The sequence below is a fragment of the Paraburkholderia sp. JPY419 genome (assembly GCF_050435705.1).
GTDB lineage: Bacteria > Pseudomonadota > Gammaproteobacteria > Burkholderiales > Burkholderiaceae > Paraburkholderia > Paraburkholderia youngii.
Genome location: NZ_JBNDKV010000004.1, coordinates 737791 through 754452 on the forward strand (window position 1 = coordinate 737791; position 16662 = coordinate 754452).

Annotated in this window: 11 protein-coding genes, 1 pseudogene and 2 riboswitches; of the genes and pseudogenes, 5 read left to right on the forward strand and 7 right to left on the reverse strand. The window is 66.7% G+C overall.

Features of this window, described 5'->3' with window-relative positions; all coding sequences use genetic code 11:
* Positions 1-28: 28 nt before the first annotated feature.
* Genes QFZ91_RS31895 through cobW form a run of 3 tightly spaced genes read right to left on the reverse strand, consistent with a single transcriptional unit; the run spans position 29 to position 6040 of the window.
* Positions 29-1120, reverse strand: coding sequence for an ATP-binding protein (locus QFZ91_RS31895; RefSeq protein ID WP_429569629.1), 1092 nt, complete (start codon positions 1118-1120; stop codon positions 29-31).
* Positions 1117-4935, reverse strand: a complete 3819-nt coding sequence (gene cobN, locus QFZ91_RS31900) for a cobaltochelatase subunit CobN (protein WP_429569630.1) — start codon at positions 4933-4935, stop codon at positions 1117-1119. The genes QFZ91_RS31895 and cobN overlap by 4 nt, the downstream gene beginning before the upstream one ends.
* Positions 4936-4948: 13 nt before the next feature.
* Entirely contained in the window at positions 4949-6040 is a 1092-nt protein-coding gene (gene cobW, locus QFZ91_RS31905; protein WP_429569631.1) for a cobalamin biosynthesis protein CobW, read from the reverse strand.
* A gap of 203 nt (positions 6041-6243) precedes the next feature.
* Positions 6244-6521: riboswitch (cobalamin riboswitch) on the reverse strand.
* A gap of 80 nt (positions 6522-6601) precedes the next feature.
* A riboswitch (cobalamin riboswitch) is annotated at positions 6602-6868 on the forward strand.
* A 244-nt stretch (positions 6869-7112) separates the two neighbouring features.
* On the opposite strand from cobW, the pseudogene cobA reads away from it, so the two are divergent.
* The 5 genes and pseudogenes from cobA to bluB form a co-directional block, all read left to right on the forward strand.
* Positions 7113-7838: pseudogene (gene cobA / locus QFZ91_RS31910) on the forward strand (uroporphyrinogen-III C-methyltransferase); the annotation flags it as partial.
* A gap of 63 nt (positions 7839-7901) precedes the next feature.
* Positions 7902-8336, forward strand: coding sequence for a cobalamin biosynthesis protein (locus QFZ91_RS31915; RefSeq protein WP_429570924.1), 435 nt, complete (start codon positions 7902-7904; stop codon positions 8334-8336).
* Entirely contained in the window at positions 8333-8935 is a 603-nt protein-coding gene (cobO, locus tag QFZ91_RS31920; RefSeq protein ID WP_018421084.1) for a cob(I)yrinic acid a,c-diamide adenosyltransferase, read from the forward strand. The genes QFZ91_RS31915 and cobO overlap by 4 nt, the downstream gene beginning before the upstream one ends.
* Before the next feature lie 3 nt (positions 8936-8938).
* Positions 8939-10291 carry a cobyrinate a,c-diamide synthase gene (locus QFZ91_RS31925; RefSeq protein WP_429569632.1) on the forward strand — a complete coding sequence of 451 codons (1353 nt, stop codon included), beginning with the start codon at positions 8939-8941 and terminating at the stop codon, positions 10289-10291.
* Positions 10275-10934 carry a 5,6-dimethylbenzimidazole synthase gene (gene bluB / locus QFZ91_RS31930; RefSeq protein ID WP_429569633.1) on the forward strand — a complete coding sequence of 220 codons (660 nt, stop codon included), beginning with the start codon at positions 10275-10277 and terminating at the stop codon, positions 10932-10934. The genes QFZ91_RS31925 and bluB overlap by 17 nt, the downstream gene beginning before the upstream one ends.
* 38 nt (positions 10935-10972) lie before the next feature.
* Here the strand turns inward: bluB and QFZ91_RS31935 are convergent, their stop codons facing one another.
* From QFZ91_RS31935 to QFZ91_RS31950, 4 genes are all read right to left on the reverse strand, one after another.
* A complete protein-coding gene (locus QFZ91_RS31935; RefSeq protein WP_429569634.1) occupies positions 10973-11587 on the reverse strand; it encodes a DUF4136 domain-containing protein in 615 nt (204 codons plus the stop codon).
* Between the two features lie 42 nt (positions 11588-11629).
* The gene (locus QFZ91_RS31940) at positions 11630-14116 is read right to left on the reverse strand and encodes a CHASE2 domain-containing protein (RefSeq protein ID WP_429569635.1); all 2487 of its coding nucleotides are present in this window, start codon (positions 14114-14116) and stop codon (positions 11630-11632) included.
* A gap of 66 nt (positions 14117-14182) precedes the next feature.
* Positions 14183-15634 (reverse strand): FecR domain-containing protein, encoded by a 1452-nt coding sequence (locus QFZ91_RS31945; protein ID WP_429569636.1) that lies wholly within the window; start codon positions 15632-15634, stop codon positions 14183-14185.
* Positions 15631-16371: a response regulator transcription factor gene (locus QFZ91_RS31950; protein WP_429569637.1), complete on the reverse strand. Its 741-nt coding sequence runs from the start codon at positions 16369-16371 to the stop codon at positions 15631-15633. The genes QFZ91_RS31945 and QFZ91_RS31950 overlap by 4 nt, the downstream gene beginning before the upstream one ends.
* Between the last annotated feature and the right edge of the window lie 291 nt (positions 16372-16662).

Below are 16662 nucleotides of genomic sequence, written 5' to 3' on the forward strand. Positions count from 1 at the left end.
GAGTCAGCGGCGGCGCCCTTCCGATGGCTCAGCGTTTTTTTGCGTCGAGCGGAATGACGCCTTTGACGGGCACAGTCGCGGTCGGCTCGGGCGGCAGGTAACCCCAGTCCGAGTCAGCGGAAGATATCGCCGTATCGCCGGACGCCCCCACGGCGACGCCCTGTGACCGCGCCTCGCTTTCCGGCTGACGCTGATTCCCATGTTGCGAATCATGCTGACGTCGCCGATGAAGCAGCACCGCATCGGCGACGCGCTCCACATGTCCGACCGTCACCGCATCCGTCTGTTCGAACGCGGCCAGCGCGCGCGCCGCGCGCAGCATCACGAGGTCGGCGCGCAGGCCGTCGACGGCCGCGTCGATGCATAGCGCGCTCACGCGCGCATGGACGGTGTCATCGAACGCCAGCAGCGGCAGCGCCGCGCGCGCCGAGCGAATTCGCTGCACGTATGAAGCCTGCTGCTCCGCATAAGAGGCACGAAACCCCGCGGGATCGAGATCGAACGCGAACCGCGCTTTGACGATCGCCTGCCGCACCTGCGGCTCGAACGCGTTCTGCAACTCCACCATCAGACCGAAGCGGTCGATAAGTTGGGGCCGCAACTCGCCCTCTTCGGGATTCATCGTGCCGATCAGCACGAAGTTCGCGTCATGACTGTGCGACACGCCATCGCGTTCGACGGTATTCACGCCGCTCGCCGCCGCATCGAGCAACGCATCGACGAGCGCATCGGGCAGCAGATTGACTTCATCGACGTACAGCACGCCGCGATGCGCCTTCGCGAGCAGCCCCGGCGAGAAGCGTACCGAGCCGTCGCGCAGCACGGTTTCGATATCGAGCGTGCCGATCAGACGATCCTCGCTCGCGCCAAGCGGCAGATTCACGAGCTGCCCTTCCGGCAGCAGATCGGCGAGCGCGCGCGCGGCGGTCGACTTCGCGGTACCGCGCGGTCCGCTGATCAGTACGCCGCCCAAGCCCGGATCGATCGCGGCGAGCACCAGCGCCTGCTGCAACGAAGTCTGGCCAATCAGCGCCGCAAACGGAAAAACCGGCCGCGACGCGGTGCCCGATGAGGAGCCGGCGCCACCCAGGTCGTCCATTCCTCGCATCGCTCCATTCATGTTTGTCTTCCTTCGATCTGCTGTTCGCTCGCAAGCAGATGCGCTTCCACCTGCGCGCGATAGTCGCCCGGCTGCTGCCACAGCCCTCGCTGCATCGCTTCGAGCAAACGCTCGCAGATCGAATGCAGCGCATGCGGGTTGTGCCGTTGCATGAACGCGCGGGTGTCGGCGTCGTTCAGATAAGCATCGGCGACGAGCGCGTACTGATGATCGGCGATCACGCGCGCGGTCGCGTCGTAGCCATACAGATAGTCGACGGTCGCGGCGATCTCGGCCGCGCCCTTGTAGCCGTGGCGCTTCACGCCATCGAGCCATTTCGGATTGACCACGCGCGAGCGGATCACGCGCGCAATCTCCTCCTGCAGCGTCCGCACGCGCGGCGCGGCCGGATTGCTGTGATCGGCGTGATAGACACTCGGCTGCTGACCGGCCAGATGCCGTACCGCCGCGACCATGCCACCCTGAAACTGGTAGTAGTCGTTCGAATCGAGCACGTCGTGCTCGCGGTTGTCCTGGTTCTGCAGCACCACATCCAGCGCTGCGAGGCGCGCGCCAAACGCTTGATGCGCCTCCTCGCCCGCGCTCTTCTGCGCATACGCATATCCGCCCCACGCCTGATACGCGTTCGCCAGATCGGCGTCGGTCCGCCACTCGCGCGAGTCGATCATCTGCTGCAGACCCGCGCCGTACGCGCCGGGTCGCGCGCTGAACACGCGCCAGCCGGCGCGCTTGCGCGCATCGACCGGGTCCATGCCGCGGGCAATCAACGCATCGCGTTCGCGCTGCACGCGCGCGCGAATTGGATTCAGCTCCGCGGGCTCGTCGAGTTCGGCAACCGCCTGCACGGCCGCATCGAACAGATGCATCACGTTCGCGAACGCATCGCGAAAGAAACCGGATACGCGCAAGGTGACATCGATACGCGGCCGGTCGAACGCTTCGATCGGCATGATCTCGAAGTCCGTCACGCGATGACTGCCCGGCGCCCACTTCGGCCGCACGCCGAGCAGCGCGAGCGCCTGGGCGATATCGTCGCCGCCGGTGCGCATCGTCGCGGTGCCCCAGACCGACAGGCCGATCGCGCGCGGATAATCGCCATGCTCCTGCAGATGCCGCTCGATCAGTTGCTGTGCCGATTTCAGGCCGAGTGCCCACGCGGCTTGGGTCGGCACCGCGCGCGTGTCGACCGAATAGAAGTTGCGGCCGGTGGGCAATACGTCGGGCCGACCGCGCGAAGGCGAGCCGCTCGGACCTGGCGGCACGAAACGCCCTTCGAGGCCGCGCTTGAGCTGCGTCATTTCCTGCGGGCCACAGGCGTCGAGGCGCGGCAGCACGTCGTCGCGCAGGCGCGCGATCACCTGTGCCGCTTGCGGCAGACTCTCGTCGCCTGCGGGGACGGCCCGCGAACGATCCGCGTCATCGCAATCGACACTGCAGACGCCGCGCAACAGCTCGCCCGCAAGCAACTCCAGGCGCTCGCGGGTATCGCCGCAATGTCGCCACGGTGCGTCGCTGACCCGCTGCAAAACTTCGGGACGCGGGCCGTCCCATGCGGCGGCCCAATCCACGCTCAACGGATCGAACAGATGATCGATGCGCAGATCGCGCGCCAGCGCGTCGACGAGCCCGGCCTTGCCGCCCTGTCCATCGCCGATGGGAAAGCGCCCGAGCGCGAGCAGCGTATCGCGTCGCTGCACGCCGCGCGGCGACTGCCCGAACGTATGCAGGCCATCGCGAATCTGTGCTTCCTTCAGCTCGCACAGCCACGCATCGACGCGCGTGAGCAGCGCGTCTTCATCGTCCTGTCCGTTCGGCGCCGCGAGACTCAGTTCTTCGTGCAGCCGATGCTCGACGATCGTCGTCAGAATCGTGCGACGCAAGAGCTTTGCGCGACGCGAATCGACCATCAATGCTTCGTAGTATTCGTCGACCTGGCGTTCGAGGTCTTGCAGCGGCCCATAGCTTTCAGCGCGCGTCAGCGGCGGCATCAGATGATCGATGATCACCGCCTGCGCGCGCCGCTTCGCCTGGCTGCCCTCGCCCGGATCGTTGACGATGAACGGATACAGATGCGGCATCGGCCCGAGAATCAGATCGGGCCAGCACGCGTCGCTCAGCGCGACGCTTTTGCCCGGCAGCCACTCCAGGTTGCCGTGCTTGCCGACGTGCACGACCGCGTCGATGCCGAACTGGTGGCGCAGCCAGAAGTAGAACGCGAGGTACGCATGCGGCGGTACGAGCTCGGCATCGTGATAGCTCGCATAGTCGCCTTGTTCGCGCGAACGCGAAGGCTGAATGCCGACGAACACCTGCCCGCAGCGCCAGCCCGCGATCATGAAGCGGCCGCGCCGCAGCGTCGGGTCCTGGTCGGGCTTGCCCCAGCGCGCGTTCAACGCGTCGCGCACGCTCGCTGGCAACGCGTTGAAATGCGCGCGATAGTCGTCGAGTGCGAGGCTTTGCAGGGCCGGACGCAGATCGCGGACGACCGGATCGTTGGTCACGCCCTCGGTCAGCCTGTTCAACAATGCGTCGCCGCTGTCTGGCAATTCGCCGACACGATAGCCTTCATCGCGCAGCATCGACAGAATGCCGACCACCGATGCCGGCGTATCGAGTCCCACGCCATTGCCGATGCGCCCTTCGCTCATCGGATAGTTCGCGAGAATCAACGCGACTTTCTTGTCGGCGTTATCGAGCGAACGCAGACGGCACCAGCGCCGGCTCAGCTCGGCGAGAAAGCGCACCCGTTCGAGGTCGGGCTGATAACGAACCACGTCGACCTGCGTATGCGCACAGCGATACGCGAGCCCCTTGAAGCTGATCGCGCGCGTGATGATGCGCCCGTCCGCTTCGGGCAGCGCGACGTGCATCGCGATATCGCGCGAATTGAGGCCGTGGTTGTCTTTCAGCCAATCGTCGCGATTGCCGCCGCTCAGGATCACCTGGAACACCGGCGCGTCGCCGGCGAGTGCGAGCGGCTCGGGGTCGTCGATCGCGGACGCGGCGAACGCGGTGGTGTTCAGCACCAGCGCGACGCCATGTTGCGCGCACAGCGACTGCACGACATCGCGGCTCATCGCATCCTTCAACGACGTGATCGCGAGCGGCAGCGGATTGAGCCCTTGCGCTTCGAGCGCATCGATCAACGCATCGAACACCGCGGTATTGGCGGCCTGCAGATGCGCCTTGTAGAACAGGATCGCGACGACCGGCGCGTCCTGCCGCCAACGCGCCTGCCAGTCGGCAACGGTAGGCGTATCGCGCTCGGGGTGATACAGCGACGCGGCCGGCAATGCGCGCGGCGGCTCGGGCGCGCGCCCCCGACCGAGCGCGCGGTACGCGATGCAGCGCAAGAACGCCTCGGCGTTCTGCGGACCGCCCTCGCGCAGATAGCGCCACAACTGCTGACACAACTCGGCGCTCGCGGTGCTGCGCGCGAGCAGGTTCGGGTCCTCCTGCAGATCGCCGGAAAACATCGCGAGCGTTTGCTGTTTGCGCTGCGCGAGCGCGACGACCTGCTCGATGCCGTACGGCCAATACGCTTCGCCGCCGAGATGATCGACGACGACCACGCGCGCATGCTGCAACACGTCGTCGAGATAGAAATCGACCGAGGCCGGCTGACGCAGATACGTGACGTTCGCGAGCCGCAGGCTCGGGAAGCCGTCATCGAGACGCGGCACCACGCTCGCGAGCAGCGACAGCGTGGTGTCGGCGGAACTGAGCACGACGATATCGGCGGGCTGCTGATCGATGCGGATCACGCCCTGCGTATCGTCGACGAAACCGCCCGGCGTCGTGCGCAGCAAATGCATGCTGGCGCGCCCGTTATGCCGTCGCGTTCGACGTCGCGCCGAGCGCCGCGTCGAACGCCTGTTGCAGCGCGGGTTGATCGAGGTCTTCGCCGATCAGGACGAAGCGGCTCAGGGCGTCGTCGCCGTTTTCGCCCGCCTGCCAGCGCCGGTCGAAGTAACTGTCGAAGCGCCGGCCCACGCCCTGGATCACGAGGCGCATCGCCGCGCCCGGCAGTGCCGCGAAGCCTTTGACACGGTAAATCGTGTGGCTTTCGACCAGCGTCTGCAACGCGGCGAGCGCCGCGTCGCGCGACGGCACCGATGCCTGCACGACGACCGAATCGAATTCGTCGTGGTGATGATCGGGGTCGTCGGCGGAACCGTGGTGGTCGTGACGCAGATGGATCGTCTGTTCCGACGCCGCTTCGAGCCCCAGCAGCGTATGCAGGTCGAGCTGCCCCCGCTGCGCGCGCACGATCTTCACCTGCGGCGGAATCTCCGCGCGGATCGCGGCTTCCACTTCGTGCTGCCGCGCGTCGTCGATCAGATCGGTCTTGTTCAGAATCACCAGATCGGCAGCCGACAACTGGTCTTCGAACAGCTCGTGCAGCGGCGACTCGTGATCGAGATTCGGATCGGCCTTGCGCTGCGCATCGACGGCGACCGGGTTATCGGCGAACTGGCCGCTTGCGGCGGCCGGGCCATCCACCACCGTCACCACCGCGTCGACCGTGAAGCCGTTGCGGATCTGCGGCCAGTTGAACGCCTGCACGAGCGGCTTCGGCAACGCGAGCCCCGAGGTTTCGATCAGCACATGATCGAGTTCGTCGCGCCGCTCCGCGAGCTTTTCCATCACCGGGAAAAACTCTTCCTGCACGGTGCAGCACAGACAACCGTTCGCGAGTTCATACAATTGTCCTTCGGTCTCGACGCCGTTTTCATTGCAACCGATGCCGCAGCCCTTGAGGATTTCGCCGTCGATGCCGAGTTCGCCGAACTCGTTGACGATCACCGCGATGCGCTTGCCGCCCGCATGCTGAAGGATGTGCCGCAGCAACGTAGTTTTGCCACTGCCGAGAAAGCCGGTAACGATCGTGACGGGAATCTTGCGCAATTGAGTTTGCATCGTGAGGTCCATCCCTTTGCGTTGCATCGGTCTGCCGCAAGTTCCGCGCATCGGTCGGCATCGGCTGGCGAATGGAGCGAATGAAGCACGCGCAACAGTACCAGCGATCACTAGACACGGGGACGAACGACGGCATTGCCGCGACAACGGAAATACAGAAAGCGGAACTGAGGTCATGAACGCGCCGCCGCATCCCCGCGGCGGTCGTTCTGCTTCTTCGGGCCGGTATCCGGGCTGGCGAAAGCGCCGCTCCCCCTTCCCGGACGAGTGGTTTCTCGTCCAGTGGTGATATGTCGACGCGACCTTGCGCGAGGACATCGAAGCCGGCACCGCGGCGCCCGGCTATCAAGCCGGAACCGCTTTTCGCTTACCGTTGCGGGGACAGCACAGGTTAGCCGCTCTAGCGCAGATGGCTCCCTGTTTCCCGTTTAACTGCATGCGCATGAACGCGCACGCGAGCACCCAAAGTGCGTGCGAGTGTAGGCCCCCGGGCATGCGCAGTCAAGCAACGCAGAGCGCCGGAAAGCGCCGCCGAGGCTTATCTGGCAAGGCGTCATGTGCTATCGTATGCGCGCGTTTGGTGCCTGCACATGCGCTCGCATGTGCAGTTAAACGGGAAACAGGCAGCGCGTCGCGCGTTCAACCTGTGCTGTCCCCGCAACGGTAAGCGACCTGCGGCGCGCGATTCGAATCGCCTTCGATTCCACCGTGCCGCGCATGCGTTTTTTGATGCCACTGTCCCGCGAATCCGCAGATTCGCAACCGGCACGGGAAGGCGAAGCGCGTGAGGCCGCCAGCCCGGATACCGGCCAGACGCGGAGGCGGCGCCGCATGCATCCGTGCATCAGGTTGCGCCGCCGGCCGCCGGAATCCGCGGGGAACGGATGTGAAGGCGTAGAAACGTGGCATCGCGTGTGTCGTGGCGTTCTCACTTAAGAATCCGCCGCGAACCGCACGAGTGGCCGCACCCCGATTCGCTGTACCGCATGACATCCATATTCACCGCTGCGTGCACCGTCGCACGCCGCTTCTCTCCCCCCATCTCCGCATGGCATGCGCCATGCACGCCGCGATGACGCGCGCCTGGCTGATCGGCGCCGGTCCCGGCGACGTCGAACTGATGACCCTGAAGGCCACTCGTGCGCTCGCCCAGGCCGATGTCGTGCTGGTCGACGATCTGGTCAATCCCGACGTACTGCAGTTTGCAAGCGCCAACGCGCAAGTCGTGTACGTCGGCAAACGCGGCGGCCATCCGTCAACGCCGCAAGCGGAGATCGTCGCGCAAATGCTCGGGCATCTGCGCGCGGGACGCAGCGTGGCGCGGCTCAAAGGCGGTGATCCGTTCGTGTTCGGCCGCGGCGGCGAAGAATTGCAGGCGCTGCAGGCGGCGGGTATCGAAGTCGACGTGATCAACGGCATCACGGCCGGCATCGCCGCGCCCGCGACGCTCGGCATCCCGGTCACGCATCGCGATTACGCGCAGGGCGTCGTGTTCGTCACCGGCCACGGCGCCGGCGGTGGCGAGCCGGACTGGGCCGCGCTCGCCGCGACGCGCATGACGCTCGTGATCTATATGGGCATGCGGCGGCTCGGCGAAATCGTCGGCGCGTTGCTCGCGGCCGGCATGTCCGCCGATACGCCCTGCGCGGCGATCGAATCGGCGACGCGGCCCGAGCAGCGTCACGTGCTCGCGCCGCTGCGCGAGTTTGCCGAGGCGGTCGTGCGCGCGGGGCTCGGCTCGCCGGCGATCGTCGTGATCGGCGGCGTGGCCTCGTTCGCGCTTGCGCGTGATGCGGCCAAACGCGACAGCCGAGTCGATCACGAACAAGCTGCGAGCGCGATTAAAACGCTGAGCGTCGGCATAGGTTGCCGCTTGCACAGCGATGCGGCTGACATCGAAGCCGCCGTGCGCGCAGCACTCGGTTCGAATGCCTTCGAGCAGATCCACACCATCGCGACGATCGACGCCAAGGCCAACGAAGCAGGTCTGCTCGAATTCTGTTCGCGCCATCAACTACCGCTGCAACTGTTCAGCCGCGAGCAGATCGCCGCCGCACCGGTCGCGTCGCCGTCGGCGGCCGCGCGCGCGCATCTTGGTGTCGACGGTGTGTGCGAACCGTGTGCGCTACTGGCGGCAGCAGCGTCGGTCTGCGCGACAATCGCGAAAAACGCCCGTCTGGTCGTACGCAAGACCACGCACGCCGGCATTACCGTCGCGATTGCGGCGGCGAACGACACCGCACGCGGCGACGCAGCGCCCTTCCATCCCGCCCCTCAAGACCAGGACCTCCGATGAAAACCGATCCCGAATCGCATCAACGCATGACCGAGCGCCGCCGCGAAGGCCACGAAAAGAAGCAGGCCAGCGCGACCGTCGAAAAAGGCCTGCTGATCGTCAACACCGGCACCGGCAAGGGCAAGAGCACAGCCGCGTTCGGCATGGCCGTGCGGGTGCTCGGCCACGGCATGCGGCTGGGTGTCGTGCAGTTCATCAAGGGCGCGCTGCATACGTCGGAGCGCGATTTCCTCGGCGCGATCGCGCAATGCGATTTCGTCACGATGGGCGACGGCTATACGTGGAACACGCAGAACCGCGAAGCCGACATGGCGACCGCGCGCAAGGGCTGGAACGAAGCGCGGCGGATGATCGAAAGCGGCGACTACCAGATGGTGATCCTCGACGAGCTGAACACCGTGCTGAAGTACGAGTACCTGCCGCTCGACGAAGTGCTCGCCGTGATCAATGCGCGAGCGCCGATGCTGCACGTCGTCGTGACCGGGCGCCATGCGCCCGACGCGCTGATCGAAGCCGCCGACCTCGTCACCGAAATGCGCGCGATCAAGCATCCGTATCGCGAGCAGGGTGTGAAGGCGCAGCGCGGCGTGGAGTTCTGAGCGATGTCCGCACCCCCCACGGGGACTTCCTTCGGGGCGCCCCCCAAGCGGACTCGCTCCGCAGCGTGCCCCGCGCTGTTCATCAGCGCGCCCGCCTCGGGACAAGGCAAGACCACGATCACCGCGGGTCTCGCGCGCTATCACCGGCGGCTCGGACGTCGCGTGCGCGTGTTCAAGACCGGGCCGGATTTTCTCGACCCGATGATCCTCGCGCGCGCGAGCGGCGCGCCGGTGCTGTCGCTCGATCTATGGATGGTCGGCGAAAGCGCGTGCCGCAACCTGCTCGCGCAGGCGGCACAAGAAGCCGATCTGATCCTGATCGAAGGCGTGATGGGCCTGTTCGACGGCACGCCGAGCAGCGCCGATCTGGCGACCACATTCGGCGTGCCGGTGCTTGCGGTGATTTCCGCGCAGGCGATGGCGCAGACCTTCGGCGCGCTCGCGTTCGGCCTTGCGCGCTTCAGACCGCAACTGCCGTTTCATGGCGTGCTCGCGAATCGCGTCGGCTCGGCCCGGCACGCGCAGATGCTGCAGGAAGCGCTGCCGCCCGAACTGCGCTGGTGCGGCCACATCGCCACGAGCGACGAGATCACGCTGCCCGACCGGCACCTCGGCCTGCATCAAGCCGATGAGATCGACGATCTCGAAGCGCGCCTCGAACACGCGGCGGATACGCTCGCGTCGACCGCGCTCGCCGAACTGCCGCCGCCGGTCGATTTCGGCACACCGTCGCCCGAGGTGCTGCCGCGTCTGCTCGAAGGCACGCACATCGCGATCGCGCGCGACGCCGCGTTCTCGTTCATCTACCCCGCCAACGTCGCGCTGCTCGAAGCGCTCGGCGCGCGGCTCAGCTATTTCTCGCCGCTCGCCGACGAAGCGTTGCCCGCCAACACGCACGCGCTCTATCTGCCGGGCGGCTATCCCGAACTGCATATGGCGACCCTCGCGGGCAACATGAGCAGCGCGGCATCGATCCGCGCGCACGTCGCGGCGGACAAACCGGTGGTCGCCGAATGCGGCGGCATGCTCTACCTGCTCGACACCCTGACCGACGCTCAAGGCACGAGCACGCGGATGCTCGGCCTGCTGCCCGGTCACGCGACGATGCAAACGCGCTTCACGTCGCTCGGCATGCAGCAGATCGACGGCCTGCACGGCACGCTGACCGGCCACACGTTTCATTACTCGAAGCTCGCCACACCGCTCGAACCGCAGCGCTTCGCCACCCGCGCGCACAGCGACACCCCCGGCGAAGCGGTGTTCCGCGTGGGCCCGATTGTGGCAACCTATATGCACGCTTACTGGCCCTCCAACCCGGCTTTCACGGCCGCCCTCTTTCATGGCGAAGCCTTTTGACGACTCCGAGCGCGAGGCGGTCTATCGCGCGATTTACGAACGCCGCGACATGCGCCACTTCGTGCCCGATCCGGTCGATCCGGCGGTGCTGCGGCGTCTGCTCGACGCGGCGCATCACGCGCCGAGCGTCGGCTACATGCAGCCGTGGCGCATCGTGCGCATCACCGATGCGGCGTTGCGCACGGGCTTGCGCGAGATCGTCGAGCGCGAACGGCTCGCTACCGCCGACGCGCTCGGCAAGCGCCGCGACGAGTTCATGAAGCTGAAGGTCGAAGGCATGCGCGATTGCGCGGAACTGCTGGTGATCGCTTTGATGGACGGGCGCGAGCGGCACGTGTTCGGCCGTCGCACGCTGCCGGAGATGGACCTTGCGTCGGTCGCGTGCGCGATCCAGAACATGTGGCTCGCCGCGCGCGCGGAAGGACTCGGGCTTGGGTGGGTGTCGCTGTTCGATGTCGACGCGGTGCACCAGCTACTGGCGATGCCGGAAGGCGCACGACCGGTCGCGATTCTGTGCCTCGGCCATGTCGATGCGTTCTACAGCGAGCCGATGCTCGAAACGGAGCGCTGGGCGAGCCGTCTGCCGCTAGCCGATTGCGTGTTCGAAAACCGCTGGCCGGGCGGCAAGCCGGCGCCGGAATAACCGACACGCACGGCTCCGGCGACTCGAAGCCGCGTTGTTTAGCGCCGCAGCGGCTCCATCGACTCGACGTTCGGCGCACCGCTCGCCTTGTCGATACTGAGCTTCACACGCCAGTCGGCCGGCGCGTCGTACGGCAGCTTCGCAAGCGCGGTTTTCACGAGCAGCGGCAGCGCATGCAGCGGGTCCGCGTCGCGATCGCTATACACCGCGCTGACCTTGTACCGCTCGGTGCCGCTCGCATAGTCGAAAAACCGCAGCGTCAGCGCGTGCTGATACTTGCGCCCGAAAAGCAGCGCGCCTGGACCGTCGCTGCCCGCGCCGCAATCGGCGGGCGCGCAATCCCCACCGCCAATGCCGATCGACGCCGGCCGCGTGCTATACGCGATCGACAGCAGATAATGCGCGGGGTTGCCCGCCGTATCGACGAAGCCGTGTTTCGCCAACTCGTCGCGCAGCAGCTTTTCGACTTGCGGATGGTCGGCGCTGTCGTCCTGTGACTGTGTGCGCGCGAGCGAATAGGTCTGCTCGCCTTGCAGCGCAACGGCGCGGTCGGCGCCGTTAGCGCAGATGGTGTGCACGTCAACGCCGAGGCCCGCGCAAGCGGTGAGGCTCGCCGCGGCCAGCGCGGCACAGAGGTGAGCGATCTTCGCCATTTTCTGTCTTCTCTCCAGTCCATCGAATCCATCACGAGCGCATCAGGCGCGCGGTGCGCTCGTTTCATCGAGCGGCGCGTCGTCGAGCGCGGGCAGCCAGATCGTAAAGGCCGTCCCCTCGCCGGGCGCGCTGACGACTTCGACGCTGCCGCCGTGGCGCGTAACGACGGTTTTGATGAACGCCATGCCGAGTCCCGCGCCGCCCACTTCCGGCCGCTCTGCCTCGTGAAAACGGCGAAAGCGCTCGAATAGCCCCGCCTGCTGCTCCTTCGGGATGCCATAGCCCTGGTCGCGGATCGTGCACGCCACGCGAGCCGCCCCGCTGCCTTCGCGCCTCGCCGCCGGCTGGCTCGCGAAGCTGCACACGATGCGCGTGTCGGGCGGACTGTACTTGACCGCGTTGTTCAGAATATTGACGAGCGCGCGTGTCATCAGTGAGCGGTCGGCGCAAATCCAGGGTTCGTCGTTGCTGTCGTCGCCGGTTTCCGTATGCAGCGTCATGCGCTTCGCGTGCGCCTGCGGCCAGACCTCGTCGCTCGCATCGATGACGAGTTCGGTCAGGCTCAGCGGCTCGAGCACATAGGCCTGCGATTCGGCGCGCGCCAGTTGCACGAAGTCGTCGGCGAGCGTGAGCGCGCGTTGCGCGTAGCGTTCGATGCGCTCGAGCACGCCGCGCGCGAGCGCCGGCTCGGTCCGCGCGCGCTCGATCTCGACCAGCGCAATGATCGACGCCTGCGGCGAACGCATGTCGTGCGACAGCAGCCGCAGCGCGTCCTCGCGCTGACGCTCGGCCGCATGCAGCGCCGACACGTCGACCAAACCGGCGATCCAGCCGGTCGTCTCGCCCTGCGCGTTGGTGCAGGTCGCATAGCGCAGCAGATGGTCGCGCTCGTTCGTGTCGCGCACCTCGACACCCTGCGCCATCAGCGCCGCGAACTCGCCGCGCGTCGGATCGAGCGGCGCCGGCCAGTGCGCGTGCGCGTACACGTTGCGCTGGTTGTCCGAGGCCGCGCCGGTATCGATCGTCTTCACGAGCGTGAGCCCGCCGAGCACGCTCTGCATCGGCTGGCCCTCGGGCATCGGCGCACCGAGCCGCGCGAAATGCGCTTTCGCCGCGTGATTCGCGATCAGCACGACGCCGCCCACATCGCTGACGAGAATCGGCTCCGGCATGCTGTCGAGGCTGTCCCACACGAAGCGTTTCATGTCCTGCACCCGTTGCGCGGCCTCAGCCATCAGCGCCATGTGCTGTGCGAGCACGTCGCCGCCGAACTCGCGGCGGCGCCTCGGCGTTTCTGGCAGCAGATGCGGCTCGTCGGCGAGACGTTGCAGCTCGCCGCGCAGATACGCCATCGTCATTTCGAGGCGGCGCCAGTTCCAGATCGGGTAGACGATCGCGACGCCGAGGATCGCCGGCACCGGCGACATCCACAGCCTGCCGCCGTACAGCAGCAGCGCGCTGCCGGCCACGGCGAGCAGCACCAGCGCGCCGGTCAGCATCAGCGAGCGGCGCGGCGACAGCACGAGGAAGCCGCCGAGCAACGCGGCGAGCGGCGCGAGTGCCGCCGCGAACACGATCCACAGCGCGACCGGCTGGATCTCGCGGCCGGTCAGCAGCGTGTCGAGCACGTTCGCGTGGATGTAGACGCCTGGCAGCGGACCGAGCTCGCCCGACACAGGCGTCGCGAAGCGGTCGTACAGACCCGACGCCGTCACGCCGATCACGACGATGCGCCCGCGCAACTGGTCGGCCGGCACCTTGCCGGCGAGCACGTCGGCGAAACTGAACCTCGCGTAGTTCGCGGCATTCGGGCCGAATGGAATCAGGAAGCGGTCTTCGCGGCCGTCGTCGCTGCCGCGCGCGGCCTCGTTCGAGCGACGCGGCGGCAGCCCGTTGCGAAGATGCAGCTTGCCGTGTTCGACCGCGTCGGCGACGAGCACCGTCAGTTGCGGCCAGCGCGAGTGCTCGTCGCCCTGGAAGCGCGCGACGCTGCGCACGATGCCGTCGCTGTCCACTTCGAAATTGATGTGACCGAGCCCGGCTGCCGCCTGCGCGAGCGGCGTGACGGGTTGATCGACGGTGCGCTCGCCGCTCGCATCGGGCGGCGTCAGCAGCACGGGCAGATAGGTCGGGCTCAGCGCGATGGCGTGGGCGAGCCGGGCGTCGTCGAGGTTGGGCTCGGTGAACAGCACGTCGTAGATCACCGCGGCAGGTTTGGCCGCGGCGAGCCGATCGAGCAGCCGCGCATGCACGCTGCGTGGCCACGGCCAGCGGCCGAGCTCGTCGATGGTCGCATTGTCGATCTCGACGACGACGATGTCCGACAGCAGCGGCTGCGCGCGCAGCTTCAGAAACTGGTCGTACACCAGCAGATCGATGCCCGCGCCGACGCGCCCGAGCGAAGTCAGCAGGACCACCGCGAGGCCGAGGCAGCCGACGCTGAGCCACTCGATCAGAAAGCGCCGGCCGGCCCGCCGTCCGAGACGGGCGCGCGGATCGAGGCTCAGTCGCGTAGAAGTGGCGGGCAAGGGACGATGTAGTCGGGAACCAGAGGACGGACCGGCCAGCAGGCCGGCTCCGAGAATCTACCAGCGTCAGCGCGCCAGCGTAAAGGAGCGGACCGGGCTGCTCTTTTCGTAGAAGCGGCCGTTGTCGAACTGCTCGGCGACGATCGTCCAGTAGTAGACACCTGGCGGCAGATCGCTGATCACGAGCTCGCCGCCCGGCAGATCGGTGCGATCGATCACGGGATGGCTTAGATCAGCCGTCTTCGCGAGCACGAAGCGAAAACGCGTCGGCACGTTGCTGTGGCTGACGAACCAGCGGAACTCGTAGTCGTGGCTGCCCGCGCGCTGCGCGGCCGAAGCGTCCAGCCCGAGTTGGCGGCGCTCGAACGCATACACGCTCGGCAGGCCATCGAGGCCGTTGCTATCGGTCGACGCAACACGTACGAAATATGTGCCGTCGGGCAGATCGCCGAAGTCGGCGTGCGGCACGCTCACGCGTAAATCGCGCACCAGGTCAAGCTGATCGGCATCGTGCGAAATCTGCAGCCGATAGCCGAGCGCGTGCTCGGCCGGGTTGACGTCGAACGCGACGGTCTTGCCGTCCTGCACGCGCGCCGGCCGCGCGAGCGAAGGTGCCGGCAACAGTTGGAGCGGACTGCCGACCGCTTCGCCCGAGTGCGTGACGTTGCCGAAGCTTGCCTTGACCAGTTGGTCGGACGCCTGCAGCGGCCTGCCCGGCGCCGGCGCGGCGCTCTGGCCGTGCTGCGTGGCCGGATCGACGCCGACCGCGCCATCGAGCACGGCCACCGCGGTGGTCTGAGTGTCGCCGTTGTAATCAACGCGGAAGCGCGTACCGCGCACCCCGGCGACCACCGAAGGCGACCGGATCTGGAAACGATCGTCGCGTCGCGTAGCACGCGTGACCTGGCTTTCGACCTCGCCCGAACGCAGCTGGAAGATGCGATTTGCCGCGCCGGTCAGCGTGATGTGCCGCAGCCTCTCAATATTGAGTTCGCCGTTTTGCGCGACCGTCACATACGAGCCGTCGGGCAGTTCGAGCGTCGCGAACCCGTTCGCGCCGGTGCGCAAGTGATCGCCTTCGGCAAGCGTTTCACCGCTCTTCAACGGCAGATAAGGGCTCGTGTCGAACGCGTGCTCGACCGGACCGCTGGTCGCGACCACGCGCGCCGTGTCCCGATCCTGGCGCAGCCTTTGGAACGGCAAACGCAGCACGATGCCGGCCGGCATGCGGCGCGGCGCGGGCACGTGATTGAGCCTGCTCAACAGCGCCCAGTCGGACGGGTCGGCCATGTAGCGGGCGGCGATGTCGTACAGCGTGTCGCCTTCGTGCGTGGTGTACGAAGCGTAGACCGGCAACGCCTTCGCACCGGCCTTGCCGCGCGCGGGCTGCGCGTGCGCGAGCGCGCTCCAACCGGTCGCGCCCGTTGCGATCAGACAGGCCGCGGCAAGCCACGCGGCGGCGCGGCGGCCGGAGATAGCGCTGCTGCCCGACGCCGCCCCACCCACGCAGACGGTCACGCCTCCCCCGCTTCTTCAGTGGGTTCGTCGTCGGCGGTAGGTCGTGTGTCGGCTTCGATCCGCTCGAGGCGGTAGCCATAGCCGTAGATCGGTGTGAGCCGATAACCCTGCTCCGGGCGCAGACCGAGCTTGCTGCGCAACATCGACACGTGGGTGTCCATCGTGCGCGACGGGATGTCGGTGGCCTGCTTCCAGATCACGTCGAGAATGTGTGCGCGCGACAGCGGCCGGCTCATATGCTGAAACAGCAGCAGCGCGAGTTCGAACTCTTTCTGCGTGACGGAGACCGGCGTGCCGCGCACGACGACGTGCTTGGCGCTGAGGTCGAACTCGAAGTCACCGAACACTTCCCTGGTCGCCGGCGGCTTCAGGTAATACGCACGCCGCAGCAGCGAGCCGACCCTGGCGAGCAGCACCGCGCCCGACACGGGCTTGACGAGATAGTCGTCGGCACCGATATTCAGAATCGAAGTGATGTCGGATTCGCGGCCGCGGCTCGTCATGAACAGCACCGGCAGACGCTCGGACAGGCTCTCGCGTACCCAGCGAAGCACCTCTTCACCGGACATGTCGGGAACGTTCCAGTCGAGCACGAGCAGGTCGAACGTCTGGCGACGCAACTGGCGCACCAGTTCGCGCCCTGCGCCATACGCATGACAGACGTGTCCAGCGGCGGATAGCGTTTGACACACAAGGTCGGCCTGAGCCGAATCGTCTTCGAGGACAGCAATTCTCATAACACCCCACAACGTAACAGCGCCTTTCGCGGCTGACGGCCGGCGCACCGGCTGACGACCGGGATGACGACATAGCGCCGCCGATCCGGCTTTCCATAAAATTCCGGCTGCTACTTTCTGACTAATGGTCCCTCGCCGTACCCTGCTATGACGCTGGTTTCATGAAGCTGAAATCAGCGCATAAATGTGATTTCCATAGCGATTTATGCAGGGCAGATCATGATAATCGAAAACCCTCTTTCATCCCGCTTACCGTGGACCGGCAATCCGTCGCGAAAAACCCTAATCGAA

Bases quoted from the DNA above. Each gene is read 5' to 3' on its own strand.
- QFZ91_RS31935 (WP_429569634.1), bottom strand. From the start codon at position 11,587: ATGGCGAAGATCGCTCACCTCTGTGCCGCGCTGGCCGCGGCGAGCCTC.
- QFZ91_RS31950 (WP_429569637.1), bottom strand. From the start codon at position 16,371: ATGAGAATTGCTGTCCTCGAAGACGATTCGGCTCAGGCCGACCTTGTG.
- cobN (WP_429569630.1), bottom strand. From the start codon at position 4,935: ATGCATTTGCTGCGCACGACGCCGGGCGGTTTCGTCGACGATACGCAG.
- cobO (WP_018421084.1), top strand. From the start codon at position 8,333: ATGAAAACCGATCCCGAATCGCATCAACGCATGACCGAGCGCCGCCGC.
- QFZ91_RS31925 (WP_429569632.1), top strand. From the start codon at position 8,939: ATGTCCGCACCCCCCACGGGGACTTCCTTCGGGGCGCCCCCCAAGCGG.
- cobW (WP_429569631.1), bottom strand. From the start codon at position 6,040: ATGCAAACTCAATTGCGCAAGATTCCCGTCACGATCGTTACCGGCTTT.
- QFZ91_RS31895 (WP_429569629.1), bottom strand. From the start codon at position 1,120: ATGAATGGAGCGATGCGAGGAATGGACGACCTGGGTGGCGCCGGCTCC.
- bluB (WP_429569633.1), top strand. From the start codon at position 10,275: ATGGCGAAGCCTTTTGACGACTCCGAGCGCGAGGCGGTCTATCGCGCG.